Annotated in this window: 8 protein-coding genes; 5 read left to right on the forward strand and 3 right to left on the reverse strand. The window is 59.7% G+C overall.

Features of this window, described 5'->3' with window-relative positions; translation table 11 throughout:
• Positions 1 to 60 precede the first annotated feature (60 nt).
• Positions 61 to 3,141: a DUF3857 domain-containing protein gene (locus FHS64_RS08590; RefSeq protein ID WP_167177799.1), complete on the forward strand. Its 3,081-nt coding sequence runs from the start codon at positions 61 to 63 to the stop codon at positions 3,139 to 3,141.
• Between the two features lie 52 nt (positions 3,142 to 3,193).
• Here the strand turns inward: FHS64_RS08590 and FHS64_RS08595 are convergent, their stop codons facing one another.
• On the reverse strand, positions 3,194 to 4,102 hold the full coding sequence (locus tag FHS64_RS08595; protein ID WP_167177800.1) for a LysR substrate-binding domain-containing protein: 909 nt from the start codon (positions 4,100 to 4,102) through the stop codon (positions 3,194 to 3,196).
• A 115-nt stretch (positions 4,103 to 4,217) separates the two neighbouring features.
• Here FHS64_RS08595 and FHS64_RS08600 point away from each other — a divergent pair, with 115 nt between their 5' ends.
• The 3 genes from FHS64_RS08600 (at position 4,218) to FHS64_RS08610 (ending at position 10,685) form a co-directional block, all read left to right on the forward strand.
• Entirely contained in the window at positions 4,218 to 5,087 is an 870-nt protein-coding gene (locus FHS64_RS08600; protein ID WP_208380816.1) for a pirin family protein, read from the forward strand.
• A 319-nt stretch (positions 5,088 to 5,406) separates the two neighbouring features.
• Positions 5,407 to 8,064, forward strand: coding sequence for a TonB-dependent receptor (locus FHS64_RS08605; RefSeq protein ID WP_167177801.1), 2,658 nt, complete (start codon positions 5,407 to 5,409; stop codon positions 8,062 to 8,064).
• A 23-nt stretch (positions 8,065 to 8,087) separates the two neighbouring features.
• Entirely contained in the window at positions 8,088 to 10,685 is a 2,598-nt protein-coding gene (locus FHS64_RS08610; RefSeq protein WP_167177802.1) for a M14 family zinc carboxypeptidase, read from the forward strand.
• Between the two features lie 68 nt (positions 10,686 to 10,753).
• On the opposite strand, the gene FHS64_RS08615 is transcribed toward FHS64_RS08610, so the two are convergent.
• Positions 10,754 to 11,605 carry a hypothetical protein gene (locus FHS64_RS08615; protein WP_167177803.1) on the reverse strand — a complete coding sequence of 284 codons (852 nt, stop codon included), beginning with the start codon at positions 11,603 to 11,605 and terminating at the stop codon, positions 10,754 to 10,756.
• An 87-nt stretch (positions 11,606 to 11,692) separates the two neighbouring features.
• Here FHS64_RS08615 and FHS64_RS08620 point away from each other — a divergent pair, with 87 nt between their 5' ends.
• Positions 11,693 to 13,093 (forward strand): SLC13 family permease, encoded by a 1,401-nt coding sequence (locus FHS64_RS08620; RefSeq protein ID WP_167177804.1) that lies wholly within the window; start codon positions 11,693 to 11,695, stop codon positions 13,091 to 13,093.
• 24 nt (positions 13,094 to 13,117) lie between these two features.
• Here the strand turns inward: FHS64_RS08620 and FHS64_RS08625 are convergent, their stop codons facing one another.
• Positions 13,118 to 13,744, reverse strand: a complete 627-nt coding sequence (locus FHS64_RS08625; RefSeq protein ID WP_167177805.1) for a hemerythrin domain-containing protein — start codon at positions 13,742 to 13,744, stop codon at positions 13,118 to 13,120.
• Between the last annotated feature and the right edge of the window lie 122 nt (positions 13,745 to 13,866).

The following is a 13,866-nucleotide window of genomic DNA, read 5'->3' on the forward strand; positions in this document are numbered from 1 at the left end:
ATTCCCGCCTTTTCCGCTCTGATATGGAATTACATCGGAATGCGAAATGGGGAAATCGTGTTGAAAAACAATCTGATGTTGGCAGCTTCGGCATGGTTGTTAAGCACAACAGCCATGGCAGGCGAAACGATCTTGCGTGCCCCTGCGCCCGACTGGATTCCGGCTGTGGCACCTCATCTGTCCAACAGGCCCGACAGCCCGTCTCAGCACGTTCGCTATGAAGTTCTCGAAAACCATACGCGCGCCTTCGGTACCCATACAGAAACCTATGTTCGCATGCGTTTGCGCGTGTTGTCGCCCTTGGGTTTGCAACAGGCTTCGCAATTGGGACTGGAATGGAATCCGGCCCTGCAGACCCCTACCGTTCACCACGCCCAAATCATTCGGTCTGGCGAAACCTCCGACATTCTGGAAAAGGCCGACTTTACCATTCTGCGTCGCGAAGCAGCACTTGAGCAGTCGCTGCAAATCAATGGCTTACTGACCGGCGTACTAGTGAACCCCGACATCCGCGTTGGCGACACGATCGACTTTGCCTATTCGCTCCGCACGCAGTTCGATGTCTTCAGCAACCCGCTCGAAGCGCAAGTCTATTCCTATTCGCCGCTCCCTATTGATCTTGCTGCTACGTCAATCAGCTGGCCAGCTTCGATTAAGGTGCAAACCCGCGCCGGCCGCCACGCCAGTGTCCCTCCGATCACCCATCAGGGCGACTTCAACGAGCTGTCACTTCGCAAGACTGATATTGAAGCCCAAACCTACCCGGACACCATCGCCCCCCGCTCTCTTCCGGATTACGCCTGGCAGATCAGCAGCTTCCCTCAATGGGGAACGATCGCGGAGCATATCCGCCCTGCCTATAATCAGGCCAGCACCCTGCCAGATGCCGCCGATCTGGTCGCGCATGTGGCGCGAATAAAGTCCGAACACACCTCGGCAGAAGCCCGCGCTCTTGCTGCGCTGCGACTGGTTCAGGACGAGGTGCGCTACATGGCACTGACGCTCGGCGAAGGTGGCTGGTTGCCTGTTACGGCCAGCGAAGTCTGGGCCAGCCGGCAAGGCGACTGCAAGGGTAAGACCGTGCTTTTGGTTGCTCTGTTAAGAGAACTAGGCATCGATGCGGTTCCCGTACTGGTGTCTTCGACGAACTCGCCGCTCGACAAATATCTGCCGATGGTCGGTGCGTTCGACCATGTGATCGTGAAGGCGCGCATCAACGGTGAGACCTATATGATGGACGGCGCGCGTATTGGCGATCGCAGCCTGACGCCGGACGCCCCACTGGTTCACGAATATGTTCTGCCTATTGTAGAAAATGCCCGCCTTGAGCACATCCCGCTTAAGCTCCCGCCGCGCTCAAACGGTGGAATGCACATCGAGATCGATTTTTCCGATGGCATCTACAGCCCTGCGCGCGTCACATTGACCGAGATTAGCCGAGGCCACGGGGCCACTGAAATGCAGGCTGGTGTGGCTCAGGTTCCCGCCGCCGAACTTTCCCGCTGGTATGACGAGCGTTGGAGCAAGTTCCTGAAGGATTACGGGCTGGTTTCTGACATCAAGAGCCAGTGGGAATACCAAGGCGATACCCACGAATTTACGGCCCGCGCGACGGCTAACATCACCTTCGACTGGAGCGATGGGCCCGTAGATATCCCTCTGGCCCACGTGACGTGGAAAGGCTTTGAGGCGCACAAGGACGAGAACTTCAAGGATGCCGATTACGGCAAGAAATTCCCTAGCTCGTCATCATTCCGTACAACCGTCATCCTCCCAGAAGGTCAGGACGTTGTTGACCTATCGGTTCAGCCTTATGAGGTAGAGGCTGGTGCGACCCGCTATTTCCGTACCGTCCAGCGTAACGGCAACCGGCTGGAAACTGATCGTGGCTCGATCACACTGCGCCCCTATGCCACTGCGGCAGAAGTCCAGACCGAGCAGGCGGGCATGGACAGCTTCAAAGACTTGAAAGCCACAATGCAGGTGAAGCGAGGCTACACCCTGACTGCGACAGACCGCCAAACCCTGACAACGGCCCCCGAGGGCAATCCGGACGCTGCCCTTCGTCGTGGCTATGCCCTCAGCAACGAAAACGATTATGCGGGAGCCATCGCCCAGTTCGACGCCGCTATTGCAGGCTTTGCTTCACCCAATGCCAACGCCTTTGCCAATCGTGCACTGGTCTATCTGGCGATGAACGATCTGGAAAAGGCTCGCGCCGATATCGCGGCTGGCGAAGCCGCCGATCCGAACGATGCCATCCTGTTCCACGCCAAGGGACGTCTGGCCGAGATCGAGGAAGACGATCTTGAAGCCGTTCTGGCATTCACCGGCGCTATGCGCTCATGGCCAGAGAACACCCACGCCCTTTATCGTCGTGCCGCTGCCTATGAGCGCATGGGCCAGTCTGCCCGTTCCCTCGCCGATCTAGAGCGGATTACCACCCTGCAACCGCAAGACGATAAAGCCAAAGCTGTTCTGGCGACCCAACTGCTCAGAATGGGCCGCGCAGAACAGGCATACGCGCAGATAGATCTGGTGGCGCAGTCCATCGGTTATCCCGAAGCCAAGGTTCCGATGTTCATCAACATTGCACAGACTTTGGCCGCCAGCCTCAAGGACTCGGATCCCGCCAAGGCCGAGGCGGCCCTGACGAACGCCCTGTCGGTCGAAACCGACTTCCCTGCCCTGCTGATTGATCGCGCGGGCATCCGCGAGATACAGGGAAATAGTCAGGGTGCCGCCGCCGATATGGCGCGCTTCAAAGAGCTGACCCGCATCAATCTTGATGATCCTGCGCAGGCCTGTGTCTCACGGACGCTGTCCGGACATAGCCGCGATGTCGCATTGGAAATGTGCGAAAAGGCTATTGAGGCAAAAGAGGATGATGCGGAGCTTCATATGCGGCGTGGATATCTGCTGTACATCCTGAACCGCGAAAGTGAGGCTCTGGGTGCCTATCGCCGGGCGACGGAACTCGACCCAACCAGCCAAAAAGCCAAATACGGTCTAGGCAAAATGCTCCACGACAACGGGCAATCCGTTGAGGGTGATGCCCTCATGGCCGCAGCACTGAGTGCCGATCCCAAGGCCAACGAAGGCTACGACACAGCTATGCTCGAGGTTCGCGTCAGCGATTAAGCCGCATGATGGCCAAGGCCCCGAACCGTTGTGGTGATGATGCGCAGGTCCGCTACCCTGCGGGCCTATTCGTCGCGCAGCCCTCGACCAGAAAATCCAGCAACAGCCGGACAGAGGGCAGCAGTCCGCGCCGCGAGGGAAAGACGGCATGAACGATCCACTTCTTTGGGCGCCAGTCGGGTAGCAGGTCGATCAAACGTCCTGCCTCGATGTCTCGCATCACCGCCACGCTCGGCAACAGGACAACGCCCAGTCCCAGCAGGGCTGCGTCGTGCAGCATCGACAGGTCGTCCGTTACCAGACGTGGCGTATGCCGCACCGAAGCCGTCATGCCGTCCTTGTGGTGCAAGGCCCAGACGTGGTCGCGGTGCGCCGGACCGAAATCCAGACTGGGCCAGTCGCTCAGGTCGGCCGGACCGGAGGGGGCAGAAAAGCGCGCTATCAACTCCGGCGCAGCGACCAGACGATGCACACTCTCGTCCAGTTTGCGCATGACCAAGTCAGACTGTTCCAGCGGCGGTTCACGCACGCGAATAGCCAAGTCGAAACCCTCGCCAATGACATCTATGCGGCGGCTGGTGCTGTGCAGATGCACCTCGACCTCGGGATAGATGGCCATGAAGCGCGCAATCAACCCACCCATTTGATAGGTCAGCAACCCCGGCACACAAGCCACACGGATCACCCCGCGCGGCTGGGCCGTAACATTGTCGATCACCGCCTGTGCCGCCTCTGCTTCGACCAGCATGGCCAGACAGTGACGATAATATTCCTGCCCCACCTCGGTAACGGAGAACTTGCGCGATGACCGGTGGATCAACCGGGCACCCAACTGTTCCTCCAGAAAAGCGATACGACGGCTCAGCTTGGACTTCTGCATCCCCAGCGCTCGCGCCGCGGGGGCGAAGCCGCCGTGATCCACTACCTGGACGAAATAATAGAGGTCGTTGAGGTCTCTCATCGTTCTATAAATAGAACGCAGCAAGCCGAATATGCAATCTTCTGCGGTCGTCGTTCCTGGATCATATAGGTCTCAACGCGGTTAGCGAGGTCTGATCGCCCCAAGGAGACACATTATGAAAAAGGTTCTGGGACGTTACGGTAATGATCGCGGCCATTGGGTCGGCGACGGCTTCCCTGTGCGGTCGCTGTTTTCCTATAATGCCGCTGGTAAACAGGTCAGCCCCTTCCTGTTGCTCGACTATGCCGGTCCGCACAATTTCGAGCCGACGGACAAGCGACGCGGCGTCGGCCAGCATCCCCACCGTGGTTTCGAGACCGTAACCATCGTCTATGACGGCGAGGTCGAGCACCGCGACTCCACCGGTCAGGGCGGCATCATTGGCCCCGGCGACGTACAGTGGATGACGGCGGGCAGCGGTATCCTGCACGAAGAGTTCCACTCGCCTGCCTTTGCGCGGGCCGGCGGCCCCTTCCGCATGGTGCAGTTGTGGGTCAACCTGCCAGCCAAGGACAAGATGACCCGTCCCGGCTACCAGTCGATCCTGAACGCCGACATTCCGACCGTGGCCCTGCCCGACAACGCAGGCACGGCCCGCATCATCGCCGGAGAAATGGGGACCGCAAAGGGTCCGGCCAGCACCTTCACCCCCATTAACGTATGGGATGTGCGACTGAACCGCGACGCCGAAACGACGCTGGATCTGCCGGAAGGCCACACCACCATAGTCGTGGTCCTGTCGGGTCATGTCACGGTCAATGGCGACCAGCCCGCCGGTGCCGCCGAGGCCCTGCTGCTGGACCGCAAGGGTACCAGCGTCAGCCTGAGCGCCGATGCGGACACCGTCCTGCTGGTCCTAACCGGCGAGCCTATCGACGAGCCTATCGTCGGCTACGGCCCGTTCGTGATGAACAGCGAGGATGAAATCCGGCAGGCCGTTGCAGACTTCAACAGCGGCCGCTTTGGTGACATCCCCGCCGCCTGATCGGCTTCACGAAAACATAAGGCCCGGTCTTCGGACCGGGCCGTATCACCTCTGAGGCCAATCGGTTCCAAGTCTGCGTCGAAAATAACAGGCTCACCCAATGCGCTCGCATGGGCGTTTGCAAAAATATTTCAGGCTCAAAGCCATAGTTCGCCACGGCTTCAGCACTGTCGCCTCACTAAATTTAGAGAATTAGGAATTTAATACCCCATCCGCGATGCACATAAACTCTCGCAAAGAGCAGAAAAACTAAATTTAAATCTCGTTGTTAGACGTGCCTTAAACGCGCCGCTTTCCTTCCTCCCTGCGGTGCCTATTCATGATCCGAACGACCAGTGCGGCCTTGGCCATTCTTGTATCCGCGAGCGCACCGACGCTTGTTTTTGCTGCCTCTGAAACGCCCGCTCCCGTCAATGGCGCAGTCGTTGATGACCAGCAGCAGCCAACCTCTGTGGCCGACGTTGTTGTCACCGGCACCAATATCCGCAGCGCCAATACAGAGGGCTTCAACCCCGTCCAGACCATTAGCCGTGAGGAAATCCGCACCTCCGGCAAATCGACGACCTCTGACCTTTTGCGCTCGATCTCTGCCAATACGGGCAATGGCTCGAATGAAACACAGAACAGCGGCTGGTCTTCGGGGGCTGCCGGTATCGGTCTGCGTGGCCTATCGCAAAAGAACACCCTTGTTCTGCTGAATGGACGCCGTGTAGCCAATTACGGTTTTCCGGGCGGTGGCCTGTCCGACACCTTCGTCAACCTGAACGCGTTACCGATGGTGGCCGTACAACGTTTAGAGGTTCTCAAGGACGGAGCCTCGGCGGTTTACGGTTCCGACGCCGTTGCAGGCGTGACCAACATCATCACCCGCCAAAACTTCGAAGGCCTCGAATTCGGAGCCAGCTACGGAGTCGCGGATCAGGGCGGTCTTGAAACCACCACCGCCAAACTGGTGGGCGGCTATGGCAATCTCGACGATGACGGCTTCAATATCCTTATCTCGCTGGAAGCCTATACGCGCGAGCGACTGGATCAGGACGAGCGCGATCTGACCAAGTCGGGCATCTATAGCGACCTGCCCGGTGGCCGCTGGAATGGCTGGTCCGCCAAGGGCGCGCGCTTTCTAGTCAACGGCCAATCGGTACCGTTCCTGAATGCTGCGGGCCAATGCCCCGAAGGCATGGTCCTGACCGCCAGCGCCCCGATCGACGGTCTGCAAGGCAATACCTGCGCCATCAATCTGGCCCCGCATACCACCCTGATCCCATCCACGGACCGCTATCAGGCCTATGTCCACGCCACGGCCCGCCTGACCCCGCAAGTCGAAGCGTTTGGTGAGGTGCTGTATTCCTATGTCGAGGGCGCATCGCTGTTCGGCTCCAGCCCCTTCTTCACACTGGAGGGTGGCCGCTTTGCCTTGAACGCACAGACCGGTCTGGCCGAGCCGGTGTCCAACCTTCTGCCTGCCAATAACCCCTACAATCCCTATGGGGTGGCCACGCCGATCGAGTACACCTTCTTCGATCTGGGCCGCACGCTGAAGACCAACGAATCCGAGTCCTATCGCGCCCTTGCCGGACTGCGTGGCAACACTGAGAAGTTCGACTGGGAAGCCGCCATCTATGCTTCCGGCAGCACCGAGCGTGAAACCGTTTCGGGCGGCTTTGCCAACCGCTGGACGCTGGCTCAGGCATTGGCCGACGGTACCCTGAACCTGCACAATCCGGGCGCTACGCCACAGGCCGTTCTGGACGGTATCCGTCTTTCCACCGTGCGCCCTGCGGAATCGCGCCTGTACGGTGCCGACTTCAAGATTACCGGTGAACTGTTCACCCTGCCTGCGGGCCAGATCGGTTATGCCGCCGGTATCGAATACCGCAACGAGAGCCTCGTCTCGCGTAACCCGTGGCAGATAGATGCGGGCCTGCAAGTGCGACCGGCCATCGCCGCAGTTGACGGCGAGCGTGACGTGTTCGCTGCCTTTGCCGAGTTCAACATTCCGGTATTCAGCAATCTGGATATCCAGATTGCTGGTCGCGCCGACGAGTACAGCGACTTTGGTTCGGCCTTCTCGCCCAAGGCTGGACTGCGCTGGAAGCTGCACGACAAGCTGGCCGTGCGTGCTTCGGCCTCGCGTGGCTTCCGCGCTCCGTCGCTTTCGGAAAACTCGGCCTCGACCATGATCTCCTATGGTTCGGTGATCGACCCCTATGATCCCGATCTTCCGAACTCGCGCCAAAGCCCGACCTTCTTCACGGTCGGCAATACCGATCTGGAACCCGAAGAAACCAAGTCGCTCAATTTCGGTGCCGTATTCACGCCGACCCGCTCCAGCGTTATCAGTGTGGACTGGTACCAGATCAAACTCGACAACCTGATCGGTACCAACAACATCACCACGGTTGTTCAGAACAATAATCCAGCCGATGTCATCCGTGACAGCCGCGGCAAACTGCAAGCCGTCTATAACCGCTACCAGAACCTGACCTCGCTCGAGACATCGGGCATTGATGTGGATATCAGCCACCGCTGGGCCACGGACAACTGGGGCGATTTCACAGCCTCCAGCGCCTATACGCACCTGCTGGAATACAAGCGCCCGAACACGGTTGGCGGACCGATCTTGGACTATGCCGGCACCAATCGCGGGGCCACGCTTCCGGCAGACAAGGCCACCACCCGTCTGGGCTGGTCGCGCAACGCCTTCAACGCCAATCTAACCTGGTACTATACCAGCGGTTATGACCAGGCCACGGTGATTGCCGGTCAAACCAGCGTCGATGCCTATAACCAGTTCGATGCCTATCTGGGTTGGGCCATCAGCGACAAAATCAGCCTTTATGCCAAGATCGAAAACCTGTTCGACGAGGCCCCGCCGCACGACGCGTCCTTCCCGGGTGTGCGCGCGCCGTATGATTTCGGGCAATACGATTTGCGCGGGCGCTATTTCCGCATCGGTTTCGACGCTAGCTTCTAATCAATGTTTTATCGGGGGATATTATGAACGTGAGAACGACGACCCGTTTCGCCAGACGCGCCGCCGCAGCGGTACTGTTCGGGGCGGCCTTGCTGGCAGTTCCGGCCACGGTTTCCGCCCAGAGCAGCTATTACTTCCCGCAGGCCGCCGCGTCCGATTTCAATCCTGCCATTCCCACGCCCGAGACCTTCCTCGGCTATGCGGTCGGGTCGCACTATACGCGCCACGACCAGATCGTGGCCTATCTGAAAGAGCTGGAACGCCTATCGGATCGGGTGACGGTCGAGACTATCGGTTCCAGTTACGAACACCGCCCTCTTTTGTCGGTCGTGATCAGTTCCCCCTCCAACCAGTCACGCATTGGCGACATCCAGCGCGCCCATGCCAGCGTCTCCGATCCAAACGGACCCGCTATCGGTGCCGATCAGCCTGTGGTGGTGGGTCTGTACTATAGCGTCCACGGCAACGAGACTTCCAGCGGCGAGGCCATGCTGCTGACGGCCTATTATCTGGCCGCCAGCCGCTCTCCCGAAACGCTGGAATGGCTCGACAAGGCTGTCGTGGTCATCGATCCTTCCCAGAACCCCGATGGTCGCGACCGTGCTGCTAACTGGCACAATGCGTGGAAGTCCAACCCTGCATCCGCCGATCCTCTGGACAAGGAGCATGTCGAGGCTTGGCCTGCTGGCCGCATCAACCACTATTTTACCGACCTGAACCGCGACTGGCTGGCCGTGACCCAGCGCGAGACCCGCGCCAAGCTGGAAGCCTTCCATCGCTGGAAACCCAATTTCCAGATCGACTTCCACGAGATGGGTGCCGAAAGCACCTATTATTTCGAGCCGTCACCGGCCTCGATGGAGAGCCCGCTCCTGCCGCGCGCGGCCTATGAGTGGAATGTGACTCTTGCCAAATACCATGCGCAGGCCTTGGACAATCTCGGATCGCTGTATTTCACACGCGAGGTGTTCGACAACTTCTCGCCGGTCTATGGCTCGACCTATCCCGACTTTCACGGCGGCATCGGTGTGACGGTGGAACAGGCCTCCTCGCGTGGGCTGGTCCAGAACACGTCAAACGGCCCCCTCACCTTCCCCTTTACCATCCGCAACCAGACCAATGTCGGCTTGGCCACCATTCGCGGTGCCGTAGCCGAACGTGCCGGACTGCTCGGCTTCCAGCGCGACTTCTTCCGTTCAGCCGTCGAACAGGGCCGTCGCCATACCTCGCAGGCTTTCGTATTTGGTGATCCGGCCAATACCGGCCTGACCCGACAGACGCTGGAACTGCTGCAGACCCACCGTATTCAGGTTTACCCACTAACCGAGCGCATCACACAGGATGGCCGCACGTTTGAGCCGGGTTCCGCCTATGTGGTGCCATCGGCCCAGCCGCAGTTCCGCCTGATCCACTCCATTTTCGACCGGACACCACCGACCAGAGGTAGCGTTTACGGCAGCACATCCTATTCGATTGCTCTGGCCTATAACCTGAACAGCAGCGGCCTGCGCCGCGTCCCTGCAATCGGTCCGGCGCTCACCGCCGTTCCAACTGCGCAAGGCGGTGTCAGCGGCCCGGACAATGCATACGCCTATGCCATCGACTGGCGCGACCAGAACGCCCCGCAGCTTCTGGCGACCCTGTTGCAAAAGGATGTCCGCATCCGCACGGCCTTCGAGCCCTTCACCAGCCGCACCGACAATGGCGAAACCCGTTTCGAGCGGGGCTCGCTGGTCATTACCGCCGGTGGCCAATCGCTCGATGCAGAAACCCTGCGCCAGACCATCGACGAAGCCGCGCGTGCGGCAGGTGTCACCGCCCATGGCCTCGGCAGTGGCCAAGCCGTGTCCGGTATCGATCTGGGCAGCAACAGCATGAAGGTGGTCCGCGCACCCCGTATTGCTCTAGTGGTCGGCGAAGGCGTCAATGCCACCGAAATCGGCTCGACATGGTTTGCCCTCAGCGAGCGCCTTCATTATCCGGCCAGCCGACTGGACCCTTCGCAACTGGGCCGTATCGACCTGAACAATTATGACAGCATCGTTCTGTCAGGCGGACGTTATGACGGGCTGGGCCAGCCCACAGTCGACGCCATCAAGGCGTGGGTCCGCCGTGGCGGTTCTCTGGTTGTGTTCGGCTCTGCTGCCCGCTGGGCCGCGGCAAACGGTCTGGCCCCGCAAAGCGAAAAAGAAGACGCCAAAGACGACACCGCCAATGCACGTCGCGACTATGCCGACCGCAGCACGGTTCAGGGCGAACAGCGCACAGCCGGAAACGCATTATCTGCCGATGCCGACATCACCCACCCGCTGGCATTCGGCCTGTCGCGCCGCGACCTGTTTGTGAACAAGGAAACCGACATCACCCTGACACCGGTCGCCGACCCGTTTGCCAATGTCGTACGCATCGACGCCGAGCCACAGGTAAACGGCTATCTGCCGGACGCCCTTCGCCGTCAGGCCGCCGGTTCGGTATGGGCACAGGTCAATCCGGTCGGATCAGGCACGGTCGTACTGTTCGCTGACGACCCCGCCCACCGCAAATACTGGCTGGGCACCGAACGTCTGCTGATCAACAGCCTGTTCTTCGGCAACCACCTCGCGACCAGCAACCGTCGCTGAGGTGCAACATCCTCGGGTCTTGTCGCGACGTCGATCCGGTCACAGTTTTTCCCGTAGCTGCAGCCGGATTAACCGCCGCGCCATTCGCTAAGTTGCTGGCCGCCCGAGGTTTCAAATGCCACGCGTTCCAAATGGACGGCGGCGACGCAGGCTGGTCGTTGATCTGCATTAGCAGCGTGGCATCGGATTGAACGGCCGTCTGAAAAGGCGGCTATTCGCCCCTCCATGACCAATCGATAGCCACCTTGATCCTTGACGGGGGGCGTCTTGCCATCACCCCGCAAGGTATATTCGTAGGCGCGGCCCATACGGCGCTTCAGGCGCGACCCATCCACCTCGAACACCGAGGCCAAACCTGCTGTGTGGGACATAGATGGGGCACTTGTTTCTAGAGACGGTTCGACCGCATCGCCCTCCACCACAGGTTCATCGGCGGACAGCGGCGGTTGAGGACAGACGTCCGTACGCAACCACGGCCAAGCCAACCAGAACCCTTCGGCCGCTTCCCATCCCCCTGCCCCTTCCGGGCGCTCCAGAGATTTAGTCCAGTCGGCGGGAGACAGAGTCAGTTTGAGATCTGGCGCGTTTTCGATTTTCATCAAAACGCCCACGCCTTGTGGCGCGGCGCTTCCCGCCGCCAGCGGGGCCTGACACCCCATAGGTTGACGGATCAAAAAGCGCCGACCTGACAGGTTTTCCCGTTCCGCTACCTGACCGCTGGCATAGGCCGAAGCCGCTCGATCAATGGCCGCCAACAACTCCGCACGATCCAGAACAGGCAGCGTCACCACCACAGTCTCTGTCCGCGGTTCCTTGGCAGGCGCTTGTGGAGTTGGCTGGGTATCGCACGCTGAAACAAGCACAAAAGCGCTCGCAAGGGCGACTGGCGCGTAACGTGACAAGGTGATCGGCTTTGGCATAGCCCCACCCTAGCACATTGATATCATTGTGCAGCGTATCGGAGAATAAAGGTTGACGAAGCGGCTCTGGCGCTGTCTGCCATAGGTATGACCGTTGACCAGTTTGTCGCCCTCGCGGTTCTCGTCGGTGTTGTAGGCGCGCTTATTCACGGCAAGGCTCGTGCAGATGTCGTCGCCCTGACCGGAGCTGCCGTCCTGCTGTTGCTGGGTGTGGTACGCCCTGTCGAGGTGCAAAGCGCCTTTGCAAGTCCAGCCGTCATTGCCTTGGCGGGCCTGTTCGTCATCGCCTATGCGATCGAACTGTCGGGCCTGCTGGGCCTGCTCATCCGCAAGGCCAGCAGCCTGTCCAAGCGCATCGGTGCGACGGGCATATGGATTGTGATCGGCTTGTGCGGTTCTGTGGGCGGCTTTCTGAACAATACGCCCGTGGTGGTGCTGGCTGCACCGGTGATCCGCGACGTGGCCAAGTCTCTGAACCTTTCACCCAAACGCTTTCTGATGCCGCTCAGTCATGTGACGGTGATGGGCGGCCTGCTCACACTGATCGGCACTTCGACGAACCTGCTGGTCAACGACATGGCCCGCAATGCCGGACAGCCAGGCTTCTCCTTCTTTGAAATATTCCCCGTTGGTGCCAGCATCGCGCTCACGGGCGGCTTGTGGCTCTATTTCGTCGGAGCACGCCAGTTGGGCCGTTCTGTCGCCAAGGACGAGGCCGAGGCAGCCCGATTGGCCGAGGAAGAAGCCGCCCGCCGAAAACAAGCCTCAAGCTGGAAAAGCCGCCTATTTTCGCTGCGTCTGCCGCGACTGGGCGAAAGCCGCAATATGGTGGACGGCGCAGGCGATGCCAGTCTGGGTGATGTGAAGCTGTTCGGTGCCGGTGACCGGCCGTTCCGCCTGCGCCCCGCCATGATTTCCATGGGCGTGTTTGTCACCGTTATCATTGCCGCAGCCTTTGGCTGGGTGCCGATTGCAGCGGCAGCTTTTGCAGGGGCCGTCGCCCTGATCCTGATGCAGGTCATCACACCCGAAGAGGCCTATGCCGGACTGCGTCCCGAAATCCTCTTGCTGATTGCAGGCATGGTGGTTGTCGGTACGGCCATCGAGGTGACGGGCTTGGCCCAGCAAGCCGCGAGCTATCTGATCGACATCATCCGCCCCATGGGTCCGCTGGGGGCTCTGATCGTCCTTTATGGCGTTACCCTGCTGGCCACCGAACTGTTGTCCAACGCCACAGTCGCGGTGCTGATTACACCGATTGCCGTCGCATTGGCCGAAAGTCTGGGCGTCGATCCACGTCCGTTTCTGGTGTGCGTCATGATGGCGGCGTCGGCGGCGTTTGCCACCCCGTTCGGTTATCAAACCAATGTGCTGGTCTTTAACATGGCCAAGTACAGCTACATGGATTTTGTACGCGTGGGCGTGCCGCTGAACCTCATCACATGGGCCGCAGCCATGGTCGCTATCCCCATCTTCTTCCCGTTTTAAAGAAGACGGGCCGTTGCCCTTTCGTCAGGCCTTCAGCTTGATTTTCTTTTCTACCTTGGCCGCTGCTTTTTCTTCCTTTTTGCGGCGTTCAAAGACCTTGCGCATATATTTCCGGTCGGCTTCGGTCAGGATTTTTTCAGCCGCCACGAACTGCTCCTGCTCTTCCTCGCCGATATGATGAAGGTACGCCTCCTTCAAACCGGAAAAGCGGCGTAGCCAGCCGGGAGAAGCCATATCCCGCGCCGCCAAGTCCGCCATCATATCGTCCAGCTCCTTGTGCTCGGCGACAGCATGGCGGGCATCTTCGGTTGTGGCGGTCTCACGCAGGACAGTGGACCACAGAGCCTGTTCTTCAGCGGCAGCGTGAGCCTTCAGCTCTTTCACCAACGCGGTGAACAATCTCTCACGGTCCAGCGTCTTGCCTTTTGTGTCTTCAACCATAGCCAGAAGGGCGCGATGCCGGTCGTGATCTTCAACCAGTCGACCGAAGATGTCGGGATCGCCTCTGAACTTGGTCTTGGGCGTTGAGCCAATCCGCGCCGCCAAATCGGGCGCAAAGGATTTTGCTTCGGCAATAGCGTCGGCCTTGGCTTTCGCAGGTGCTTTCCCCGTCTTGGGTGCAGCTTTGGCGGAAACGTTTGCTGTAGCCATGACTATCCCTCCTAATGGCAGATCACGAACCTTGGGGCCGAGCTAGTGTCGTTCTTCCCAAGCCCCACAGTCCCAACCCGGGATACAAAGCTACGTTCCATAATATCGTAATTACGATGACC

This window comes from Brevundimonas terrae, from assembly GCF_011761985.1.
GTDB classification, from domain to species: domain Bacteria; phylum Pseudomonadota; class Alphaproteobacteria; order Caulobacterales; family Caulobacteraceae; genus Brevundimonas; species Brevundimonas terrae.